Origin of the sequence: Pantoea sp. BL1 (assembly GCF_000963985.1) — a bacterium.
GTDB lineage: Bacteria > Pseudomonadota > Gammaproteobacteria > Enterobacterales > Enterobacteriaceae > Pantoea > Pantoea rwandensis_B.
This window is the reverse complement of the sequence record NZ_JZRH01000016.1, coordinates 70,277-93,824: the sequence shown is the minus strand read 5'-3', so window position 1 is coordinate 93,824 and position 23,548 is coordinate 70,277. Positions and strand designations below refer to the sequence as shown.

Here is a 23,548-nt window from a genome sequence, read left to right as displayed (position 1 = left end):
ATGAATGATGTTTGCCAGGCAATTTTACTATGTACGCTTTTTTGCGTGCATTCCGTTATGACAGAATCAGGAAAAAAATATGCAACAGTTACAGAGCGTTATCGAATCTGCCTTTGAGCGCCGCGCCGATATCACGCCAGCCAGCGTGGACAGCGTGACCCGTGAAGCCATTGAACAGGTTATCGGCCTGCTGGATAGCGGCGAACTGCGCGTGTCTGAAAAGATCAACGGAGAGTGGGTAACGCATCAGTGGCTGAAGAAAGCAGTGCTGCTGTCGTTCCGCATCAATGACAACCAGGTGATGGAAGGCGCAGAAACCCGTTTTTACGACAAAGTCCCAATGAAGTTCGCTAACTGGGATGAAGCACGCTTCAAAAATGCAGGCTTCCGCGTTGTCCCACCCGCTGCCGTGCGTCAGGGCGCGTTCATTGCACGTAACACCGTGCTGATGCCTTCTTACGTCAACATCGGTGCTTTCGTAGATGAAGGCACCATGGTTGACACCTGGGCCACCGTAGGTTCCTGTGCGCAGATCGGTAAAAACGTTCACCTGTCAGGCGGCGTCGGCATCGGCGGTGTTCTGGAGCCACTGCAGGCTAACCCAACCATCATCGAAGACAACTGCTTCATCGGCGCACGTTCTGAAATCGTTGAAGGCGTGATCGTTGAAGAAGGTTCAGTGATCTCCATGGGCGTTTACATCGGTCAGAGCACCAAAATCTACGATCGTGAAACTGGTGAAGTGCATTACGGCCGCGTGCCAGCGGGTTCAGTGGTGGTATCGGGCAACTTGCCGTCTAAAGATGGTAGCTACAGCCTGTACTGCGCCGTGATTGTGAAGAAAGTGGACGCTAAAACGCTGGCGAAAACCGGCATCAACGAACTGCTGCGTACCATCGACTAAGTCAGACTTGAGTCAAAACACCCGCCAACGGGCCTGTATTCAGGCCCGTAATTTTTTCTTTACACTCTTGCCTTAACTACCTGCTTCGCGCCGCGAATTATCTGGTGCGTTTATTTTTCAAACAGTTCATAATCCGCGCCAGTTAACTCCGGTCGCGCACTGTTCATCCCGGTTTTTGTGTCTACAGTTGATTAAGTATGCCGTAAGCGTTCCGGTTGCTGCGTATCTGCCGCATCCCGAATGATGATGATAGTCCTGCGCGCTCACCCACTCTTAGATGGAATATAAACGCTATGTACGACAACCTGAAAAGCTTAGGTATCAGCTCTCCTGAAGACATCGACCGTTACAGCCTGCGTCAGGAAGCCAGCAACGACATTCTGAAAATCTATTTCCGCAAAGACAAAGGTGAATTCTTCGCCAAAAGCGTGAAATTCAAATACCCGCGTCAACGTAAAACCGTTGTGGCCGATCACACCAGCCAGGGCTATAAAGAAGTACAGGAAATCAGCCCGAACCTGCGTTACGTGATCGATGAACTGGACCAGATCTGCCAGCGCGATCAGGTTGAAGTCGATCTGAAGCGCAAAATCCTCGCCGATCTGCGTCATCTGGAAAACGTGGTATCGAATAAGATCGCTGAAATTGAATCCGATCTGGATCAACTGACCCGCAACGGTCGTTAATTTCCCTCCGCGTTCCCAGGGCCAGCTTATGCTGGCCTTTTTTTTGCCTTGTTTCAGTTTTATCTGGGCCTGTTTCACCTATCTGAATTCATAATCCCTGGCTAGTATCGGGTTATGTCTGACTTCAGGCATAACAAAAACTATGCAATTCGCAGCCATCATCTCAGGACAGCGCGGTCTGGATGTTCATATCGCCGGTGACCTCGCGCAAAAAATTCTCTCAGGAACGCTTAAAGCCGGTGATGTTCTGCCCAGTGAAGTGGAACTGTGCAGCCACTTTGGCGTCAGCCGAACGGCCGTGCGTGACGCGCTCAAACTGCTCTCTTCGAAGGGATTAATAGAATCGCGCCCCAAGCTCGGCACACACGTTCGCGACCGCACATACTGGAATCTGCTTGATGTGCAACTGCTGGAATGGATGCAGAGCATCGAATCTACGGCAGAGATGTATCAACAGTTTCTGGCCTTCCGTGAGGCTATCGAACCGCAGGCTGCCAGACTGGCTGCGCTACACGCCACTCAGGCACAACGCACCGAACTTTCTCTGTTATTTCGCGAAATGATCGCTGTTTGCGCGGCGAGTAAATTCGATCTTGCTCGCTGGCTGGAGGCAGACAGTGCCTTTCATCGCCTGATCTTTCACTCAACGGACAACTGTTTTTACATTCCGTTAGGTAATTTGCTGGAAACCATCTTTAAATGCTTCTTTACCTGGCCTTCCAGCGCGCAGGATATTTTTTTGGACGAACACCGTAAGATTTATGAAGCGATCATGATTGGCGATGCCGATGCTGCGCACAGGGCGTCGATGAGTCTAATGCTTAACAGCACGCAGCCTCGGATATAACCTTCCCATCACCGATACGTGGGGGGACGCGATAACAACCACACATCACGCAGCGCTTCTCTTTCCGCACCGCGCGCTGCAGGGCTGGTATTGGCCATCGATTGCGTTTCGATCGCGCGATGGATCCAACGCTGATAGCGGTCGCTGTTCAGGCTGTTATCTGTGAGCGTAAGAAGCGGAATCAAGCGCAGACTGACACGATCGCGATTTTTCCATGGCCAGGTTTTGCTGCTATCACTGAAAGGTGCCATGTAATCCAGCGCACTCAACAGCGAACCACCCTGCTGATGATAGTGCCAGAGATCGCCTGTTCCGCTTCGCTGTGACAACTGCGCAAGGCTCGTCAGTGCCTGCAAATTGAAATAGCTATAATGGAACGAGCGCGTGCGCGCCAGTTCCAGTGGCTGCGTTCCGTCCGCACGAATTTGCCCGGCGATTTTATCCTGAGCTAAAACCACCATCTGCTGAATGACCTGAGGTTGATGCAAATACCACGCGATACCCGCCACCTGAGCCGCATACCAGCTGCCATGGTTATTGGGCGCATCACGCTCGCCTTGTGCCAGCTTACTGTGCAATAGCCAGTCGAGATAATCGCTAAACCATGCCTGCAGTGCAGCCTGATCCTGTTGGCGCCAACCGGGCGAATCCTGCAGTAGCTGCAGTGCATCCACTATACGCGTGGCAAAGTAACGCCCATCCAGCACACCGGTGTGGCGGCCCTCAGCCTTACCCGGCACGCCCTGAGCATAATTAAGATTGGGATTCATGCGGGTGGCGGGATCGATAAACCAGGTGCGAATCATCGATTGGGCTTTGGTTGCATAACGGGTTTCGCCGGAGAAATACCAGGCAAGCGCCAATGCCTGCACGTCTGCGGTGAAACGAGCCAGACGCACACCATCGCTTTGATCGTTTTTACTCGCCGGATTGACCGCACCATCACGACGTTCCCATGGCAAGCCATTGGGCTTGTCGGGATTCGGCCACCAGTAAGCACTCAGGCTGAGATAATCATGGCGGGAACCGCTGGGAGGTAACATCCCTTTCTGCGTCACGCTGGGATTGGGCTGTTTAAGCGCGCGATCGGCAGCCTGCTTGAGTTGCTGCCACGCCTGCTCAGTCTGTGGCGCAGCCTGATGATTTTGCAGCGCAGTTCGCGTCTGTTGCATCTCTTCGCCAGATAAAAAGGCCAGCGAAACGGCTTTGGCATGACAGGTCGCGGTCACCAGCAAGCCGGCCAACAGCCAGACCAGGCGCACATTCAATCGGGACATCTTCCTCTCCTGGCCATGCTAAGGGCTAGCTCTGTTCATCCAGTTGCAGCGCCACATACAGCAGCAATCGATCGTCAAAATTGCCGAGGTTCAATCCGGTCAGCTCGGAAATGCGGTTCAGGCGATACTCGAGCGTATTACGATGGATAAACAGTGCGCGTGCCGTGGCGCTTGGCTGCACGTTATGACTGAACCACGCCACCAGCGTACGCCGCAATAATCCATTATTATCATTGGCTTTGAGTTTCGCCAACGGACGCGCCAGTTCATTCGCTTGCCAGCCACCGCGCAGGCTATCCAGCAGTACGGGTAGCACCAAATCCTGATAGAAGAAGCTGCGCTGTTCCGGCATGCGCTGTTTACCCACCATCATGGTGGTGCGCGCCGTACGGTAGGAACGCGCAATACTGCCGGGACCGGTAAAGAAATTACCCAGCGCGATGCGCATTCGCACCTGCCCACTCTCTTTCATACGCTGTAATAACTGATCCACGCGACGGCGGTGATCGTCTTGATCGTAACGGCCGTGGGCGTTGAGCGCCGGTTTCAACACCACCATTTCAGTGAGTGAGACGATAGCAATCAGGTTGTCACGATCCGGCGTTGTCAGCAGTGTTTGTAACTGCTGCAATTCCGACATCGCACTGTCAACGCCAAGCTGGCCGCTGTCGACTTCCACCACCGCCACCACGCGCGGTTGATTGAGATCGATGCCCAGGCGCTGCGCCCACTCGCTCAACGCCGGTGAAAGCGTATCGCTACGAATCAGGTTCAGCACCAGCTCTTCGCGCAAACGGCTATCCTGCGCCAGCATGTGCAACAGCCGCGCTTGTTCCAGCATCATTTCGGCGGTCATACACACCAGTTCACCGTAGTGACGCAGCGCTGCCGGCTGGCCGGTCAGGCCAATTACACCGACAATCTCACCATCAATACGCAACGGCAGGTTGATGCCAGGACGCACGCCGTGCAGATGTTTCGCCACGGCCTCATCAATGTCCACTACCCTTCCCTGCGATAACACCAGCAGCGCACCTTCGTGCAATTCGCCAATACGCTCACGATCGCCGCTGCCAATAATGCGGCCGCGTGCATCCATCACGTTGACATTACTGTCAATAATTTGCATGGTGCGGGCAACAATATCCTGAGCCAGTCGCGCATCGAGATGATAGGTGGCCATCAATCACTCCAGAGAAAGGGAAGAATTGACAGAATACGCATCCCACGCACGCCTGGCATTGTGCAACTGCACATAGCCGGATAGAGAATACGGGAATTGCGGTAGGCGTCACATTGCGAAACGGACATCTGCACAATGTGGACCACACTAAAATGGTGTTGATGCTAGCCAATGGCGCAGTTCTGCTGACAAAAACAAAAAAGGCGAGCCGAAGCTCGCCTGTACTCAATTATCTAAGACTTACTGCATCAGCAGATAAAGGCTGCTGTCACCACGCTGCACGTTCAGGGCCAGCACGGACGGTTTGGTGTCGAGAATTTTGCGCAGTTCACCAAGGTTGGCAATCGCCTGCTGGTTAACGCCCATAATCACGTCACCTTTCTTCAAACCAATACGCGCTGCAGCACTGCCCGCCTTCACATTATCCACGCGCACGCCTTTCTGGCCGTTGCTGTCGATGTTGCTCAGGTCGGCACCTTCAATGCCAGTGTAGATAGTGGCGGACTGCACTTTTTCCTGCGAACTCTGCTGCAGTTCAACCGTGATAGTCACCGGTTTACCGTCACGTAAAAGACCCAGCTGCAGTTTGGTGCCCACTGGCAGTGAGCCCACTTCTGCACGCAGCGCGGCAAAACTGGTCAACGGTTTGCCATTCATCGACACCACGACATCGCCGGCTTTCACACCCGCTTTTGCCGCTGCTGAGTTAGGCAGAACCTGGCTAACAAAGGCACCACGCTGGGCATCGACTTTCATCGCTTTCGCCAGCTCCGAGTTTAACTCGGTACCCATAATGCCCAGCTCGCCGCGCTTAACCTGGCCATACTCGATCATCTGCGCCGTCAGGTTTTTCACCATCGCACTTGGGATAGCAAAGCCGATACCGATGTTGCCGCCGTCTGGTGCCAGAATCGCGGTGTTAATCCCGATCAGCTCACCGTTCAGGTTCACCAGCGCACCACCAGAGTTACCACGGTTGATGGCGGCATCGGTCTGGATGAAGTTCTCGTAGTTCTCGACGTTGAGGCCGCTACGACCCAGTGCAGAAACAATACCGGAGGTCACCGTTTCACCGAGGCCATACGGGTTACCGATCGCGACCGTGTAATCACCGACGCGTAAGTCATCGGAGTCAGCGATCTTAATCGCCGTCAGGTTCTTCGCGTCCTGCAGTTGAATCAGAGCGATATCAGACTGCGGATCTTTACCAATCACTTTGGCGTCATAGCGACGGCCATCGCTCAGCTGCACCTGAATTTTGGTGGCGTTATCCACCACATGGTTGTTGGTGACGACATAGCCTTTATCGGCATTAATCACGACACCCGAACCGAGCGCACGGAATTTTTGCTGTTGGGTGTTGGCGCCGCCGTTGTCACCGCCCTGGCTACCCTCACCGCCACCCTGGCACATTGGCGAGCTTTGGAATGGCGAACCGTCCTGGCAGAATGGCGAGTTATCACCAAAAAATTGCTGGAATTGCTGCGGCATGCGTGGGGTTTTCACCGTGGTGCTGCCTTCAACGCTAATACTCACCACGGAAGGCATCACTTTTTCCAGCATCGGCGCCAGGCTTGGCAACTGTTGGTTCGAGGAGGAAGCACTTTCCGCCGCGAAACTGACAGGGCTCAATGCCATGCCCAGACTAAGCGCCAGCGCACTTAACATTAATGTGCTTTTTTTCATTTGTCTGTGTCTCTCTAAGATTTACGGCCAGACCATTGCTGTGGTCGTGATGGTGAGATTAAGTTTTTAGCGCGAAGTTCCTAATGAAGTTTTGGGCAAAGGTAAAAATTTATTCTTCATCTTTACAAAACTCAGCTTATTCCACGGCCATCAAACGACGATACTCATCCCACGCATAATTGTCTGTCATCCCGCTGATATAGTCCTGAATCAACCGCGAACGATAATAACGCTCCCACAAAAAGCGTTGATATTTATGCTCGACAATCAGTGCCCGCATCTGCTGCTGATAAGCTTTTCGATGTTTTCCTGAAAGCTTATGAAAAAGTCGCGTTTCAATCGGATATTTCGGCAGAAAATCGTCGTTTATCAGCGTAGTAAATTGTTCATAATCCAGCAACATTAATGACTGATAGATTTCCAGCAGCCCTTTTATCACCCGATAGCCTTGTAATTCGAGCTGTTCAACTTCTGGATGATTAAATACCTGCTGGCGCGCCACGGTTTTAAATAATTTCAACAGACGGCCTTCATCACCGTCATCTTCCAGCAGCGCATGATTGAAGTTCCCTTCAAAAATAGCCGGAAGGTTATCGACAAAACGGCGCACGGCATGGCTAACCAACACATTTTGCACGTTAACTCGTAATGACATGAAAAATTGATCGCTCAGGCTACGGCGTTTTTTCTGGTTGGCTTCTTTCCATGCCTCGCTCACTGTGCGACTGAACGCATCACCACTATTTACCGTCCCCCAGGCTTTAAGCAGAGACTTATACAAGGTCTCAACATCAAAAATGTCTTTTTCGACCGCGTCATCTAAATCGGCAATACAGTATGAGATATCGTCAGCGGCTTCCATAATCCAGGTGAGTGGATAGCGATGATGCTCTTTAATATGGGTGGCTGCGCGTAAATCAGCCACATATTCACGCTCGGACAAATAAAAACCCGGCTTTTTCATCAGTACGCTAAATTCTGCCGGCTTATCGCCCTGCCACCATGCGGGGGCGGTATATTTTAAAATACAGGCTACCTGCGCATAGCTAAGATTGAGCTGCAGCAGCGTATGCACCAGGCGAATCGCCTGTGCATTGCCTTCGAAGTGGCACAAATCCTGACGAATCATTGCATTTAGCTGGTTAAAATCGGCGCGCTGATGCTCATCTGCCACGCCCGCCACCAGCGGGTCCACGAGTTCAAGAGGCAGATTGTCGTCAAACCAGTCATTGATGGCGGCTTCACCAAAGTGACCAAACGGCGGATTACCCACGTCATGCAGCAGGCAGGCCATCTCAATCAGACTCTCAAACGCGCCTTCAAACTCATCCAGCCCGTAATGTGCCAGTCCGCCGCCCTGCGTTTTCAGGTATTGCAGGATCTCTTTGGTGATATAGCGCCCGGTTTGCTGCACTTCCAGCGAGTGGGTCAAACGCGAACGCACCGCTGCATTACGCTCCAGTGGAAATACCTGAGTCTTTTGTTGCAGACGGCGGATCGCGGCAGAATTGATGATGCGGCCACGGTCACTCTCAAAGTGCCGTGTAATAAAGTATTCGCCCTCAGGATCTTTGCGGCTGGTATAAGGGCGGGTGAAACTGATCTTATTTCTGAAATTGATCGGCGCCATCATTACCCCTTATTTTTTGGTGAATTCATCCTCTGCCAGCCATGGTAGACTATGCCTCACTTTTAAGCTTTACATCCATAACTACAGCGAGATTCTTTATGAAAGCAGGCATTATTGGCGCGATGGAGCAGGAAGTCACCCTGCTGCGTGACAAAATCGAAAACCGTCAGACGCTGACGCTGGCTGGTTGTGAAATTTATACCGGCACGCTGAACGGTGTTGAGGTTGCTCTGCTGAAATCAGGCATCGGTAAAACCGCGGCGGCGCTCGGCACGGCCCTGCTGCTGGAGCTGTGCAAACCCGACCTGGTGATCAATACCGGCTCTGCGGGTGGTCTGGCCGCTTCACTGAAAGTGGGCGATATCGTGGTCTCCGATGAAGTGCGTTATCACGATGCCGACGTTACCGCATTTGGTTACGAACCGGGTCAGATGGCCGGTTGCCCGGCAGCCTTTGTGGCGGATGAAAAACTGATCGCCGCTGCAGAGCAGGTGATTAAGCAGCTGGATCTCAACGCGGTGCGCGGTTTAGTGGTCAGCGGTGATGCCTTCATCAACGGTGCTGAGCCACTGGCACGCATTCGCACCACCTTCCCACAGGCGATCGCCGTGGAGATGGAGGCCACCGCCATCGGTCACGTTTGCCACCAGTTCAAGGTGCCGTTTGTAGTGGTGCGTGCAATTTCCGATGTCGCGGACAAAGAATCCCACCTGAGCTTTGATGAGTTCCTGGTTGTTGCCGCTAAGCAATCGTCGCTGATGGTTGAAAACCTGCTGGCACAACTGGCGCGTGGCTAAATATTGGCTACTGGGGCTATTGCTGATCGGCAATAGCCTGTTTGCCGCTGCCCCGCGCGTTATCACGCTATCGCCCCATCTCACCGAACTGGCTTTCGCTGCAGGCATTACGCCGGTAGCGGTCAGCGCCTATTCAGATTTTCCGGCGCAGGCCCAACAGCTAGAGCAGGTGGCAAACTGGCAGGGCATCAACGTTGAACGCATCCTGCAGCTGAAACCGGATGTGGTGCTGGCCTGGCGCGGCGGCAATCCGCAGCGGCAGATCGATCAACTGCAACGTCTGGGCATTAAAGTCGAATGGATTGATCCGCAGACCATTGATCAGATGATTGATGCGCTAGCAGCGCTCAAACCGTGGAGTCCACAGCCTCAGCAAGCGGCGGCTGCCGCACAGGCGCTGCGCCAGCAAGAGGATGAGTTGCGTCAACAGTATCAACAACGCACGCCGATCCCCCTGTTTTTGCAGTTTGGTCAACAGCCGCTGTTTACTGCATCGCGTAATACGTTGCAAAACGAAGTGATCACGCTGTGTGGCGGTAAAAATATCTTTGCTGACAGTCGCGTAAGCTGGCCACAGGTGAGCCGTGAGCAAGTGCTGGCGCGTCATCCCCAGGCGATTGTGATTGGCGGTGACCGTACGCAAGCCGCGAATATTGTGAAATTCTGGCAGCCACAACTGGCGGTGCCGGTGATTGCCATTAACGATGACTGGCTGAGCCGACCGGGTCCGCGTATCCTGCTGGCAGCCAAACAGCTGTGTGCAGATTTACATCCGGCGAAAAATAGCACCAAAAAAGATTAAAGATTCGGCAAAAATTGTCGAAAATCAAAATACAAGGCACTGCGGCCACGTATGCTCGGTGCCCTTTTTGCGCAACGCGCAACTTTTGACTTCACCAGGAATTATCAATGACCAGAGCACTGCTCCTGGCCATAGGGCTCGCGATGGCTGCGCCAATTGGCGCGGCGACCTCCACCGGCTCTATTGCCGTCACGCTGACACTCTTTTCCCGCTGCGATATCTCACGCCAAAGCGAACAAACATTGCCATCGATTGATTGTGGACGTCACTTCAGTGCACAGCCGCGCGTGACCGAAAGCGTGCTAAAACGCGATGCGAAGCGTCGTGAGACGTCACGACTAGTGACTGTTGAGTGGTAAAGTTCTGACCGCCAGAACGGCGGTCAGAAAAGGGATCAGATGCTGAAGGAAGAGCCGCAACCGCAAGTGGTTTTCGCGTTCGGGTTTGTCACGATAAAACGTGAACCCTCAAGACCTTCGGTGTAATCAACCGAACCGCCCACCAGATACTGCAGGCTCATTGGATCAACAACCAGCGCCACGCCCTGCTTTTCAATGGTCATGTCGCCGTCATTCATTTGATCGTCAAACGTAAAACCGTACTGGAATCCACTGCAACCGCCACCGGTGATGTACACGCGCAGTTTCAGCTCTGGATTTTCTTCATCCGCGATCAAATTTTTTACTTTTTTCGCTGCTGCTTCAGTGAATTGCAAAGGCAGCGCTGCTACGTCGTCACTCATGTTTTACTCCGGGTAAACGTCCAGGTCAGAAAACGACCTTAATTCCGCTATTATCTGCCAGCCGCCCAGTGCAATCAAGTACTGCGCTTGACACTGTGTGCCGCCTGCGCTGCGCTAAAGTATAGCTTTAAAAGGCTTTCGCACCCGCTTGCCTTTCTAATCAGGCGACTCTTCCCTTAGAATGGCGCCAGAATTTTTTTCCAGAACAGCAGGAGCCGAGCAATGAGTAAGTCAGAAAACCTGTATGCCGAAGCGCAACGCCTGATCCCTGGCGGTGTGAACTCCCCGGTACGTGCTTTTACCGGTGTGGGCGGTGTGCCGCTGTTCATCGAACGCGCCGACGGCGCTTATCTGTATGACGCCGATGGCAAAGCCTACATCGACTATGTCGGTTCATGGGGCCCAATGGTGCTGGGGCATAACAACGCCAATATCCGCAATGCGGTGATTGAAGCGGCATCTCGTGGTTTAAGTTTCGGTGCCCCAACCGAAATGGAAGTGAAAATGGCCGAGCTGGTGTGTGAGCTGGTGCCAAGTATGGACATGGTGCGTATGGTGAACTCCGGCACCGAAGCCACCATGAGCGCCATCCGTCTGGCCCGTGGCTTCACCCATCGCGATAAAATCATCAAATTTGAAGGCTGCTACCACGGCCACGCAGATTGCCTGCTGGTGAAAGCCGGTTCCGGCGCGTTGACCCTGGGCCAGCCAAATTCTCCGGGTGTTCCCGCTGATTTCGCTAAACACACCCTGACCTGCACTTATAACGATTTGGCGTCCGTGCGCGAAGCCTTCGAGCAGTATCCTGACGATATCGCCTGTATCATCGTTGAGCCGGTTGCCGGCAACATGAACTGCATCCCTCCGCAGCCAGACTTCCTGCCGGGCCTGCGCGCACTCTGTGATGAATTTGGCGCACTGCTAATTATCGATGAAGTGATGACCGGTTTCCGCGTGGCGCTGGGTGGTGCTCAGGCTTATTACGATGTGACGCCGGATCTGACCTGCCTCGGCAAAATCATCGGTGGCGGCATGCCGGTGGGCGCATTTGGTGGTCGTCGTGATGTGATGGCTGCACTGGCGCCAACGGGTCCGGTTTACCAGGCGGGTACGCTTTCCGGTAACCCGATTGCCATGGCGGCCGGTTTTGCTTGTCTGACGCAGATTGCTCAACCAGGCACGCACAGCACCCTGACCGACCTCACCACTCAACTGTCTGAAGGCTTGCTGGCAGCAGCAAAAGCAGAAAACATTCCGCTGGTGATCAACCACGTTGGCGGCATGTTCGGCATTTTCTTCACCGATGCCGAGAGCGTAACCTGCTATGCCGACGTGACAAAATGCGACGTTGAGCGCTTCAAGCGCTTCTTCCACCTGATGCTGGAAGAAGGCGTTTACCTCGCACCTTCTGCTTTTGAAGCAGGCTTTATGTCACTGGCACACAGCCAGGAAGATATTCAGCGCACCATTGATGCGGCACGCCGCAGCTTTGCGAAGCTGTAAGCCATTAGCGGGCGCCATGAATGGCGCCCCTACATTGATGTGCACGTCTGTCCCTTAGGCGCTGCTGCTCCGCATACACCTATTGCCGTAATTTGCGCATTTATCCGCAGCCACCTTACCGACACAGAATGCCGTAGTTTGCGCATTTATCCGCAGCCGCTTTACAGGCACCGAATGCCGTAGCTTGCGCATTTATGCGCGACGCAACAGCCAGATAAAATACGGCGCGCCGAAGAAAGTCGCCATTAAACCTGCAGGGATCTGATCCGGGAACGCCAGCATCCTGCCGCACCAGTCTGCAAACACCATCAATCCGCCACCTAGTAATCCCGCCATCAACACCTGCGGTAATGCGCGCCTGAACCCCAGCATGCGCACGATATGCGGCGCCATCAAACCGACAAAACTCAACGGGCCGATGGTCAAGGTCGCCGTGGCCGTTAACGCCGCCGCCAGCAGCAGCAGGGCCAGACGCGAACCCGTTAATGCCATCCCTGCTGAACGTGCCGTCGCACTACCCAGCGGCAGCAGTGTGAGCCAGCGGCTCGCCAGTGGTGCGAGCGCAATGAATAAGATACCCACCACGGCGCTTTGCACTGCCTGCGGCATATTGATGTTGTAAGTTGAACCGGAAATCCAGCTCAGCAGGCCGCCCATGCGCGGATCGCCACTCGCCATTAGCACCATCAGCAAGGTGACAAAGGCACTGTTGAGCGCCATGCCCGCGAGCAACATACGCTCCGGTGAGAAACCTCCGCGACTGGCGACCAGCATAATCACCAGCAGCGTCAGCGCCGCGCCTAATGCGCCAGCGGGCAGCAACCACGCCACGGCGTCACCCGGTACAAAGAACATCATCACGACCACACCACAGGCCGCGCCGGAACTGATGCCTAACACCTCCGGACTTGCCATCGGGTTGCCAGTGAGGCGCTGAATCAACGCACCTGCAACACCCAGCATCATCCCCACGACTAACGCCGCCAGCACGCGTGGTGCACGCCACGGCAGCAGTTGATGCAGCATCTCGCCACTCACCCAGGTCCAGCTGTGTGCATCACGACCAAAGGAGATGCCGATAACGCTCAGCAGCGCCAGCACCCCAAGGCCAATGACACACCACAGCACCACCTTTTGGCGTTCTGCCGGCACCTTGTCACCCATATTCATCGCCGGTGGAACCGAGCCGGTGCGTAAACGCGGCAATAGCCACAGCAGAATCGGTACGCCAATCAATGCGGTCGCTGTGCCGGTGGAAACCTCGCGCCAGTGGCTGGTCAGCCACAATACGCACTGATCGGCCAGCCACAGCAGTAAGGCACCAATCAGCGGAGCCAGCAGCATGCGGCTGAGTAAGCGACGCCCTCCGAGCATTTTCGCCAGCAGTGGTGCAAACAGCCCGATAAAACCGATAATCCCGGCGACGTTCACCAACTGCGCACTCAGCAGAATCGCCAGAGCGAGTGCGCCGACGCGCGCAGCAGACAGTGCCAGACCGAGGTTTTTTGCTACGCCGTCATCAAGCCCCATGAGCGTCAGGGGACGCAGCAATGCCAGCGCCACGACAAAAGCCAGCAGCAGACGCGGCCACAGCATGGCGACGTTGTGCCCATCCATCTGATTCAGTGCGCCGGTGCTCCACAGGAACATATTCAGCAGTTGGTCGTGATTAAAGATGGCAAATATTTGATTCACCGAGCCGGCATACAGGCTCAGGACCAGCCCGGCGAGGATCAGCGTCACGGGTGACAGCCGTTTGCCCCAGGCCACGCCAAATACCAGGATGCCCACCAGCACTGCGCCCGCCATCGCAGCAAATTGCTGCGTCAGCTCACCGCCCGGCAAGTGCCAGAGCGTGGCGACCGTGATGCCGAGCTGTGCGCCGGATGACACACCCAACGTGGTCGGTTCCGCCAGCGGATTGCGCAGCACCTGCTGAAACAGTAAACCGGCCAATCCGAGACCTGCCCCCACCAACAGCGCCAGAGCCAGACGCGATAACAGGCTGTGATGGAACACCACCTGTTGGATACTGTTGATGTCCGGCGCAAAGAAGGCTTGTGACCACTGCGCGGTTGGCAGCGCGTCACGCAGATTGATAAAAGTCAGCGCCAGCGCCAGTAAAAACATGCTGCTTAGCAGCATCACAGGAAAGAGACGATGGCGCATCAGTGCGACTCCAGCGCGTGTTCCAGCACGCGGACAAATTTCAGCGCTGAATAGGTCGCGCCGTAATACCAGACGGCAGGCACACGCTGGAAGCGGCCCGCGCGGATAAACGGCAGCGCCTGCCACAGCGCAGTTTTCATCACCTGCTGCATGTCACGATCGTTATCGTGATCAAAACAGATCACCTGCACATCGCCGACATCGGCTAACCGCTCAAGCCCAACCACGGCACTGCCCCAGAAATTGGTTTCACCCTGCCAGGCGTTACTCAGGCCAAGGATTTCCATCACTTCGAGGAACAGACTGTTGGTGCCAAACGTGATGGCGTGACGGCTGTCCATCAATGACATCAGCAGCACCGGACGATCTGCCCAGGGTTTAAGACGCTCGCGCGCTGCCGCGAGCTGCTCATCCAGGAATTGCAGATGCTGTACCGCCTGCGCTTCCCGTCCCAGTCGGGCACCAAGCGCATGCAGTGATTTGCGAGCAGTACTTAACGGTTTGCCGTCCCCGCTATTCAGATCAAAGCCCATGGTCGGCGCGATGCGTTCGAGTTTATCCAATCCCGGACCGTAGCCGTTGGAGTGCAGAATTAAGGAAGGTTCGAGCTGCGTCATCAGTTCCAGATTGGGTTCGGTGCGCAGGCCGAGATCGATGGTGCTGGCGGATAGCATCGGCTCGCCAACCCAGATGTTGTAGTTACGCAAATCAGCCACACCGAGCGGCGATACACCGAGCGCCATCAGTAGCTCAACGGGTAGCCATTCCAGCGCCAGGATGCGCTGCAGATCGGGCGTTGCCGCACGCAATGGGGCAACGTTCATCAGTGGCGTCAGTGCCAGCGTCGTCAGCAAGCGACGGCGTGAAATGTCGAACATGGCGAGGCCTCAGTAAACAAAACTGACGGGAGCACCGCCTTGTGGATGGGGTAAGATGCCCATCGGAATACCGTAGATATTGCCCAGCACATCGGCCTGCATGATGACGTCAGGCCCGCCTTCCGCAATCATTTCGCCGCCTCGCAGCGCCACCAGACGGTCGCAATAACGCGCCGCCATATTGATGTCATGCAGCACGGCAATCACCGTTAACCCGCGCTCACGGCTGAGGCGTTGAATCAGTGCCAGCACATCAACCTGATGGGCGATATCCAGCGCTGAAGTGGGTTCATCCAGCAGCAGGCAGCGGCTATTTTGCGCCACCAGCATCGCCAACCACGCTCGCTGACGTTCGCCGCCGGACAGGCTATCGACCAGACGCCCGGCAAACGGTTTCAGTCCCACCAGCGTAATCGCTTCCTCTACGCGGTCGCGATCTTCCTGGCCATAGCGCCCTAGCGCACCGTGCCAGGGATAACGACCAATCGCCACCAGCTCACGCACCGTCATCCCTTCTGCCGCCGGTAACTGCTGCGGCAAATACGCCACCTGGCGGGCAAAATCTTTGCTGCCCCAGTTCTCCACCGCATCGCGGTTCAACAGCACCTGGCCTTCACTCGCCGCATGGTGACGCCCCAGCATTTTCAGCAAGGTGGATTTACCCGAGCCGTTGTGGCCAATCAGCGCCGTCACTTTACCCGGTGCAAAGGTGAGTGAAAGTGGATGCAGCAACGTGCGCCCAGGCACGCGAAAGCTGACATTATCCAGCGTGAAGGTGGTTTCTTCGTGGTGCGGATGCTGCATGGTGATTCCTGGTTAATAAGCACAAAACCGATTTGATTCTGAAGGGGCGGCCCTGAGGCCGCCCAAAATCACAACATCTTCGTCCTGACGAATCAGAAGCGGAAGGTGGCAGTACCAACGATTTGACGTTCAGCGCCCCAGTAGCAAGCGTAATCACGGTAGCAGCTGGCCACGTATTCACGATCGAACAGGTTGTTGATATTAACACCCACAGAAGAGCCTGGCAGACCGAAACGGCCGAGGTCATACTTCAGCGCTGCGTCGACGGTGGTGTAACCCGCTACGTCGAAGTTTTGGTTGTTGTTGTCGCCTGTTGAATACAAACCTTTGCTCTCGCCGATATAGCGCACACCCGCTCCCAGCGTAACGCCGGACAATGCGGTCTCGTGGAAGGTGTAATCGCCCCACAACGTGGCCATATGCTTAGGTACTTGCACCGGCGTTCTGCCTTTCAGCGTGGTATCTTCGGTGTATTCCGCATCAGTGTAGGTATACGACGCCGTCATATTGATGTTGGCATTCAGCGCCGCTTTGGCCTCCAGTTCAACACCACGTGAACGGATTTCACCGCTCTGAATGCTGGCGAATGGATGGTTTACCGTATCAGGATCTGCGGTCAGGTTTTTGGTTTTGGTCAATTGATAAACGGCAGCCGTCATCACAATTGGACGATCTTTCGGTACGTATTTCACGCCCGCTTCATACTGTTTGGCGCGCGAAGGATCGAAAGCCTGCCCTTCAAACGTTGAGCCTGAGTTTGGAATAAAGGCTTCGCTGTAACTGAAATAAGGTGCGATGCCGTTATCGAACACATAGTTCAGGCCGCCACGCCAGGTAAAAGCTTGATCGTTTTGACGATCCAGTGAACTGGCGACACGGTCATACACCGAGGTCATCGCGTAGTCGTAGCGACCCCCTAAGGTGAGTACCCAGCGATCCCACTCCATTTGGTCCTGTGCATACAGACCCGTTTGACGCTGTTTATTCAGGTGCTGATAAGGAGAGTCAAACGGTGTGACCAAATCGTTGCCGTATTGCGGGTTGGTGGCACTCAAATTGCTGGCTGAGCCAAACTGCGCATTAACATCATTACGCATCTGCTGATAATCCACACCCATCAGCAAGGTGTGATCCAGTGCACCCGTCGCGAATTTCGCCTGCGCTTGGGTATCTACGGCGAACTCATTCAACTTCTCATCTGAAACTGCAGAACCACGGGTAATTTCATTGGCGGCCGCGCTGAAGCCATTACCGTAAATACTGCGATATCCGGTACGCATATCCGCATAACGCAGATTCTGGCGCACCGTCCAGGTATCGTTGAAGCTGTGTTCGAAGTTGTAGCCCACCATTTTGGTGTTACGCGAAATCTTATTGCTGTCTTCGCCCTCATCAAAGTTGGTGGGCAGTTTGTAGCTGCTGCCGTCCGGGCGGGTAATGCCGACCACGGTGCCCTGACGCGGCAACCAGCCGTAATAACCGGTTTCCGGCTCGTTCTGGAAGTAGGTCAGCAAATCAAAGCGGGTATTGGCATCCGGACGCCAGCTGAACGAAGGCGCGATGGTATAACGCTTCTCTTTGTTCATATCCTGCTGCGCGTCTGCACTGCGAGCCAGACCGGTCAGGCGATAGCTGTACACGCCGTCATCATCCAGCGATCCGCCGAAATCGAAGCCGGTAGAGAACAGGTTATCGGTGCCCATCTGGAACTGCACTTCACGCAGTGTTTCCTGCGTCGGGCGCTTGCTGACCAGTGACACCACGCCGCCTGGGTTGCTCTTGCCGTACAACACTGAAACCGGGCCACGCAGCAGTTCAGCACGCTCAAGGAAGTAAGGATCGATGGCAAACTCGGAGTAGTTGTCACCCTGCAGTTTCAAACCATCGAGATACTGGTTGGTGTTGGTTTCACTAAAGCCACGAATCGACAGCGCATCGATCACACTGGAGCTACCGCGGTTACCGGTCAGCACACCCGCCGTGTAATTGAACGCCCCTTTCACGCTGGTCACCGCGTGCATCGCCATCTCTTCCTGCGTCACCACCGATACCGACTGCGGGTTTTTCTCAATGGGCGTATCCGTTTTCGTGCCGGTGGCACTGTGCTTGGCGGCAATGGTAGGAGCCGGGCCCCAGGCGCTTTCCTGCGCAACGGTGTTACCGCCATTGGCGGTCACCACCACGGTATCTTCTGCCAGCGCCTGCGCGCTCAGCGTACCCAGTGTTAAAGAAATCAATAAAGCGAGCGGACGACGGGAGGTCGCAGCACGCGCAGAACAAGGATTGAAATTTCGCGCATTCATAAAAAAGGATCTCTCAAAAAGGAAACGATGCAGGCGAATGAAAACGAGAATGATTATTAGACGCACGAATTTTAGGCGAAGTTTGGCGAGATCCGCAAGATGTAATGCCTGATGGCGGTGCGTTTGCGACCAGATCGTGCATGTCCATGATCGCGATTAATAAATCACAGGCATGAAAAAGGGCGCCGTAGCGCCCTCTGTTTTCTGAAGCTAACTATTTGCTGCCAAACATATCCTTAATCCAGCCCGCCACGCCGTCAGCATCTTTCTGCTCACCCTGTTGCTGCTGAGGTGACTGCTGCTGCGGTTGCGACTCTTGCTGCTGTTGGATCTGCTGCTGCTGCTGGATCTGCTGCTGTTGCTGGCACAGCGAGGCTGGATCCAACGTCCACACTGGCAGCGAACGCCAGGTGCTGCTGCCCGAACCACAGACGAAGTTACCGGCAGAATCGACATTCATCTGCGTAATATCTTCCGGCGGTGTCAACTGCAGCGGCATCGGGGCCTGGTTATCGAGATAGCGACGATAAATTTGCATCGCCCCGCTCGCACCATACAGCTTCGAGGTTTGGTTATTGTCTCGGCCCACCCAGGTGATAGCCACTTCTTTGCCATCAACGCCCGCAAACCAGCTGTCAATCAGGTCATTGGTGGTACCCGTTTTACCTGCCAGATGGGCATTAGGATAACGCGCGCCCAGCGCGCGCGCCGTACCGTGATCGGCGACCTGCTGCATGCTGTACAACGTCAGATAAGCCGCCTGTGCCGGTTCGACACGCTGCGCCTGCGGGAAGCTCTGATACAGCACAGTCCCATCTTCCGCAATCACCGAGCGCACCGCAGAGAGATCTGCGCGGTTACCGCCACTGGCAATCGACTGGAATGCCTGAGCGACTTCAATCGGTGTCAGGTTCAGGGCACCCAGCAGCATCGCTGGCACCGGATTCAGCTGATCCTTCGGTACGCCGAGTTTCGTCCAGGTATCAACCACGGAATTCAGCCCTAACGTCATACCCAGATTAACCGTTGGCACGTTCATTGAGTTGGTCAGCGCATCCACTAACATCACTTTGCCACTGAAGCGCTTGTCGTCATTCATCGGTTTCCAGATCGATCCATTAGGCTGTTTCAGCGCAATCGGTTCGTCAGCAATCCAACTGTTCAGACGATAGGTATTGGGTTGGCCTAAGGCCGTGAGATAAGTCGCCGGTTTAGCCAGTGAGCCGATGGAACGACGCGCCTGCAGCGCACGGTTGTAACCGGCAAACTGCGGATCGGCACCGCCCACCATCGCACGCACTTCGCCGCTGAAGCGGTCAACCACCACCATCGCGGTTTCCAAATCCTTCAGACCGCGCTGTTTCTTCAGTGCCGGAATGCCATCTTCCACCGCTTTTTCTGCAGCATCCTGCGAAATCGGATCCAGCGTAGTGAAGATCTTCACGCCAGAGAGATCTTTCACCTTGTCGCCCAGTTTGGCCTGCAATTCGTTACGCACCATCTGCATAAAGGCAGGCTGCGGCGTAATCACCCCGCCTTTCGGCTGCACGCCCAACGGACGCGCTGACAGCATGTCGTACAGCTCCTGATCGATGACATTCTGCTGTTGCAGCAGACGCAGGACCAGGTTACGACGCTCCAGCGCCAGTTTCGGGTTGCGCCATGGGTTATAGAGTGACGCCCCTTTCACCATGCCGACCAACATCGCCTGCTGATCGAGGCTCAGCTCATCCACCGGACGACCGAAGTAATACAAACTCGCCAGCGGGAAGCCACGGATCTGATCGTTGCCTGCCTGACCGAGGTACACCTCGTTGAGATACAGCTCAAGGATGCGATCTTTGCTGTAGCGCGCATCCATGATCACCGCCATGTAAGCTTCACGCGCTTTACGCCAGAGTGAACGCTCGTTGGTCAGGAACAGGTTTTTCACCAGCTGCTGGGTCAAGGTACTGCCGCCCTGCACCGCTTTACCGGCGGTGATATTGGCAAGGAATGCACGACCAATCGAGTACGGGCTTATGCCGTCGTGTTCGTAGAAGTGGCGGTCTTCGGTCGCGATCAGCGTGCTGACCAGCAGATCCGGGAAGCCCGCGCGCGGCACGAACAGACGCTGCTCACCGTTCGGCGATTGCAGCATGGTGATCAAGCGTGGATCGAGGCGGAAGAAGCCAAAATCACGCCCGGTATCGAGGTTTTTGATCTCGCTCAGTTCGTTGTTGCTAAACGTCAGACGGGCGTTGATCTGCCCCTCTTTGCTGTCCGGGAAATCAAACGGACGACGCAGCAGATCGATGGTGTTGCCTTTGACGCTAAATTCGCCCGGACGGGTAATGCGCGACACTTCGCGATACTGCGTGCCTTCCAGCAGCGCAATCATCTCTTTTTTGTCGTACGACATCCCCGGCTCAAGGCTCACCATGCGGCCGTAAACAGCGGCAGGCAACTGCCACACTTTACCGTCGATGCGGCTGCGGATTTCAGAGTCGAGATAGATGCCCCAGGCAACCATCACTAACACAAAGACCAGGAAAAGCTTAATTAACCAGCCTAACCAACGACGTTTGCCGCGTGGCGGACGTTTTCCTTTCCCTTTCCCTTTTGGTGGCACCGGTGTGCTCTCCTCATCATCTTCGTCAAAATCGTCCTGATCGATATCATCATCAAGCTCCCTGCGGCGACCCCGGCGCGCAGTGGTGCGCGGCGGCTTTGGCGCTTTTCCTTTACGCCCAATAGGTTCGCGATCGTTCCCAGACATGCTTTTATTCTCCAGGCATAGCTACGGCTGCGGCCGTTACTCTAACTGCTTTCTCGTGCTGCGCATGGCAGAACCCTCTGAATTCGATCCACAGCGTGTCACGATGAAAATTTCTTGGTGCGCCTGTCGGTAAGGCGCTGGCCGGATCGTCGGGCCAGGGATGTTTGGGATAGCGTCCTTTCATCTCTTTTTGCACTTCTGGATACGCTCCCCGCCAGAACGCTGCAAGGTCACGGGTGATCTGCAACGGCCGGTGCGCGGGTGAGAGCAACTCCAGCACCAGCGGAATGCGGCCTTCGGCCACCGCGGGATTTTGCGCTTCCCCAAACATCTCCTGCATACGCACTGCCAACGCCGGAGGCTTTTCAGCATCGTAACGAATAGGCAGGCGACTTCCGGTCGGCACAGTGTAATGAGTTGGCAGCACAGTATCCAGCCGCTGACGTTGTGACCATGTCAGCAAATGTAATAATGCGCTGACAAGATTGACGCCCTGCAGACTCCTGAGATCGCGCACGGATCCCATCTCGGGTAACAGCCAGCGTTCAAGCGAATCGAGCAAACTCTCATCATCCAGCGCTGGCCACGCCTCTTCCGGCAGCCAGGCCGCGGCACAGTGCAAGCGCAAGCGCAGCTGTTCGGCTTCGGGGGTCCAGCCGAGTACCGAGAGCCCTTTTTCGCGGATCCAGCGCAACATCGCCGGGTGTAAAATCTCCGGTTCCGGCCGCGCCTGCGGCTGTGCTTTTAGGACCAGCGCACCCACGAGTTCCCGTTTCCAGGCGCGCAATGTCCCTTTCTCTTCATCCCATTCCACATCAATGCGCTGCGACACCAGTTCAGGACATTGCTGGCGTAACGCACTTATCTCTACCGGCAGCGCCAGTAACATGCGGGCTTCGGCGGCACTGGCGCCCTGTAACAGGGTCGGCGCGATTAACCACTCATAGCGGCTCAGGCCATCCTGTTCATCCAGCATGGCGCCAATACCGTTAGCCAGCTGATAGCGTGCGCTGTCGCCTCGCCGCTGCGCCAGACGATCGGCAAAGCCTGCCACCAATAATGCGGGGAAGAGATCGGGATTGACGCGGCCATCGCTGGCATTCAACCGTTGCTGCCATTGACGCGCGCGCCTTTGCCAATGCGGCTGTGGTCGATTAAGGGCGTCGCGCAAATCTGCACTACCGTTGCGCGGTGGATCTTCCAGTATCGCCACCAGCAGAGCGGCACTGGCGATGGCATCGTGGCTCTGTGCCGCACACAGAATCGCCGTCAAACGCGGATCGCTGCCAAGCGTCGCCATTTTACGGCCGCGCGCGTTAAGCCTGCCGTTTTCTAATGCGCCTAAGCGCGTGAGCAAAGCCTGTGCCGCTCGCAAGCTGCGTGGCGGTGGCGCGTCCAGCCAGCAGAGCTGTGACGCATCCTGGCAACCCCATTGCAGCAAATCGATCTGCAGCGCGGCCAAATCGCTATTGAGGATTTCGGGTTCACTTTGCGCCGCTGCACGCATCGCCTGCTCCTGCGGCAGCAAATGCAGGCAAATGCCGGGTTCAAGACGCCCGGCTCGCCCTGCACGCTGGGTCATGGAAGCCTGGCTGATGCGTTGCGTTTGCAGGCGCGTTACGCCGCTACGCACATCAAACTGTGCCGAACGCTCCAGTGCGCTATCCACCACTAAGCGGATACCTTCAATGGTGAGACTGGTTTCGGCAATGTTAGTGGCGAGCACCACTTTGCGGCGACCGGCGGGCGCAGGCAGAATCGCGCGACGCTGCGCATCCAATGAGAGCGCACCATATAAAGGAGAGAGATCCACGTCTTCACCGACGCGGGATTCCAGCTCGCGCTTCACGCGCTCAATCTCTGCCACGCCAGGCAGGAACAACAGCAGCGAGCCCGACTCCTCACGCAGCAACTGCGCCACTTCTCGCGCCACCGCTTCGTCAAAACGCTGTTGCGGGTTGAGAGAGGCATAACGGCGTGTCACCGGAAAGCTGCGTCCTTCAGAGACAATAAAAGGCGCAGCAGGCAGCAGCTGACGCAACCGATCGTTATCCAGCGTTGCGGACATCAGCAGAATTTTCAGGTCATCGCGCAGCCCCTGTTGGACATCCAGCAGCAGCGCCAGTGCTAAATCGGCCTGCAGACTACGCTCATGAAACTCATCGAGGATCACCAGCGACACGCCTTCAAGCATGGGATCGCGCTGCAGCATGCGTGTCAGAATGCCTTCGGTCACCACTTCCAGTCGCGTATGGGGGCCGCAGCAGTTTTCGCCGCGCATACGATATCCCACGGTGGCTCCGGGCTGTTCACCCAACTGATCCGCCAGGCGCTGCGCCACATTACGTGCCGCCAGACGACGCGGCTCAAGCATAATGATGCGCCCCGGCAGCACCGACTGCTGTAGCAATTGCAGCGGCAGCCAGGTCGATTTTCCCGCGCCGGTGGGTGCCGCCAGTAAAACTTGTGATGACTGAGACAATGCATCGATCAATGCAGGCAGCACCTCACTTACCGGTAATTCACTCACACTTAACTCCCACTCTGCCTGTGCTAACATGGCGCGCATTGTAGCACTC

At 55.5% G+C, this 23,548-nt stretch carries 18 protein-coding genes; 7 read left to right on the top strand and 11 right to left on the bottom strand.

Annotation, left to right across the window (positions count from 1 at the left end):
* Positions 1-79: 79 nt before the first annotated feature.
* The 3 genes from dapD (at position 80) to VH86_RS09725 (ending at position 2,437) form a co-directional block, all read left to right on the top strand.
* Complete coding sequence (dapD, locus tag VH86_RS09735; protein ID WP_045832788.1) at positions 80-904, top strand: 2,3,4,5-tetrahydropyridine-2,6-dicarboxylate N-succinyltransferase; 825 nt, start codon at positions 80-82, stop codon at positions 902-904.
* A gap of 293 nt (positions 905-1,197) precedes the next feature.
* A complete protein-coding gene (locus VH86_RS09730; protein WP_034829501.1) occupies positions 1,198-1,590 on the top strand; it encodes a DUF3461 family protein in 393 nt (130 codons plus the stop codon).
* 142 nt (positions 1,591-1,732) lie between these two features.
* Entirely contained in the window at positions 1,733-2,437 is a 705-nt protein-coding gene (locus tag VH86_RS09725) for a FadR/GntR family transcriptional regulator (protein ID WP_045832787.1), read from the top strand.
* 8 nt (positions 2,438-2,445) lie between these two features.
* Here VH86_RS09725 and VH86_RS09720 read toward each other — a convergent pair whose 3' ends face one another.
* From VH86_RS09720 to dgt, 4 genes are all read right to left on the bottom strand, one after another.
* A complete protein-coding gene (locus VH86_RS09720; protein WP_045832786.1) occupies positions 2,446-3,714 on the bottom strand; it encodes an alginate lyase family protein in 1,269 nt (422 codons plus the stop codon).
* A 25-nt stretch (positions 3,715-3,739) separates the two neighbouring features.
* A complete protein-coding gene (locus VH86_RS09715; protein WP_038648948.1) occupies positions 3,740-4,897 on the bottom strand; it encodes a CdaR family transcriptional regulator in 1,158 nt (385 codons plus the stop codon).
* 240 nt (positions 4,898-5,137) lie between these two features.
* Positions 5,138-6,583 (bottom strand): serine endoprotease DegP, encoded by a 1,446-nt coding sequence (gene degP, locus VH86_RS09710; RefSeq protein ID WP_045832785.1) that lies wholly within the window; start codon positions 6,581-6,583, stop codon positions 5,138-5,140.
* A 136-nt stretch (positions 6,584-6,719) separates the two neighbouring features.
* Complete coding sequence (gene dgt, locus VH86_RS09705; protein ID WP_045832784.1) at positions 6,720-8,213, bottom strand: dGTPase; 1,494 nt, start codon at positions 8,211-8,213, stop codon at positions 6,720-6,722.
* Between the two features lie 98 nt (positions 8,214-8,311).
* Here dgt and mtnN point away from each other — a divergent pair, with 98 nt between their 5' ends.
* The 3 genes from mtnN (at position 8,312) to VH86_RS09690 (ending at position 10,171) form a co-directional block, all read left to right on the top strand.
* Positions 8,312-9,010: a 5'-methylthioadenosine/S-adenosylhomocysteine nucleosidase gene (gene mtnN, locus VH86_RS09700; RefSeq protein ID WP_045832783.1), complete on the top strand. Its 699-nt coding sequence runs from the start codon at positions 8,312-8,314 to the stop codon at positions 9,008-9,010.
* Positions 9,003-9,812 carry a vitamin B12 ABC transporter substrate-binding protein BtuF gene (gene btuF, locus VH86_RS09695; RefSeq protein ID WP_045832782.1) on the top strand — a complete coding sequence of 270 codons (810 nt, stop codon included), beginning with the start codon at positions 9,003-9,005 and terminating at the stop codon, positions 9,810-9,812. The genes mtnN and btuF overlap by 8 nt, the downstream gene beginning before the upstream one ends.
* A gap of 107 nt (positions 9,813-9,919) precedes the next feature.
* Complete coding sequence (locus VH86_RS09690; RefSeq protein ID WP_038648961.1) at positions 9,920-10,171, top strand: hypothetical protein; 252 nt, start codon at positions 9,920-9,922, stop codon at positions 10,169-10,171.
* Between the two features lie 35 nt (positions 10,172-10,206).
* Here the strand turns inward: VH86_RS09690 and erpA are convergent, their stop codons facing one another.
* Positions 10,207-10,554 carry an iron-sulfur cluster insertion protein ErpA gene (gene erpA / locus VH86_RS09685; protein ID WP_034829523.1) on the bottom strand — a complete coding sequence of 116 codons (348 nt, stop codon included), beginning with the start codon at positions 10,552-10,554 and terminating at the stop codon, positions 10,207-10,209.
* Positions 10,555-10,776: 222 nt separating this feature from the next.
* Between erpA and hemL the strand changes: the two genes are divergently transcribed.
* Positions 10,777-12,057 (top strand): glutamate-1-semialdehyde 2,1-aminomutase, encoded by a 1,281-nt coding sequence (gene hemL, locus VH86_RS09680; RefSeq protein ID WP_038648963.1) that lies wholly within the window; start codon positions 10,777-10,779, stop codon positions 12,055-12,057.
* A 192-nt stretch (positions 12,058-12,249) separates the two neighbouring features.
* On the opposite strand, the gene fhuB is transcribed toward hemL, so the two are convergent.
* From fhuB to hrpB, 6 genes are all read right to left on the bottom strand, one after another.
* Positions 12,250-14,226 carry a Fe(3+)-hydroxamate ABC transporter permease FhuB gene (fhuB, locus tag VH86_RS09675; protein ID WP_045832781.1) on the bottom strand — a complete coding sequence of 659 codons (1,977 nt, stop codon included), beginning with the start codon at positions 14,224-14,226 and terminating at the stop codon, positions 12,250-12,252.
* Complete coding sequence (gene fhuD, locus VH86_RS09670; RefSeq protein ID WP_045832780.1) at positions 14,226-15,104, bottom strand: Fe(3+)-hydroxamate ABC transporter substrate-binding protein FhuD; 879 nt, start codon at positions 15,102-15,104, stop codon at positions 14,226-14,228. Before fhuD ends, fhuB begins: the two co-directional genes overlap by 1 nt.
* 9 nt (positions 15,105-15,113) lie before the next feature.
* Positions 15,114-15,908 carry a Fe3+-hydroxamate ABC transporter ATP-binding protein FhuC gene (gene fhuC, locus VH86_RS09665; protein WP_038648971.1) on the bottom strand — a complete coding sequence of 265 codons (795 nt, stop codon included), beginning with the start codon at positions 15,906-15,908 and terminating at the stop codon, positions 15,114-15,116.
* A 92-nt stretch (positions 15,909-16,000) separates the two neighbouring features.
* On the bottom strand, positions 16,001-18,211 hold the full coding sequence (gene fhuA, locus VH86_RS09660; protein WP_045832779.1) for a ferrichrome porin FhuA: 2,211 nt from the start codon (positions 18,209-18,211) through the stop codon (positions 16,001-16,003).
* 214 nt (positions 18,212-18,425) lie between these two features.
* Complete coding sequence (gene mrcB, locus VH86_RS09655) at positions 18,426-20,969, bottom strand: bifunctional glycosyl transferase/transpeptidase (protein WP_045832778.1); 2,544 nt, start codon at positions 20,967-20,969, stop codon at positions 18,426-18,428.
* Positions 20,970-20,973: 4 nt separating this feature from the next.
* Complete coding sequence (gene hrpB / locus VH86_RS09650) at positions 20,974-23,538, bottom strand: ATP-dependent helicase HrpB (RefSeq protein ID WP_156150579.1); 2,565 nt, start codon at positions 23,536-23,538, stop codon at positions 20,974-20,976.
* Positions 23,539-23,548 lie beyond the last annotated feature (10 nt).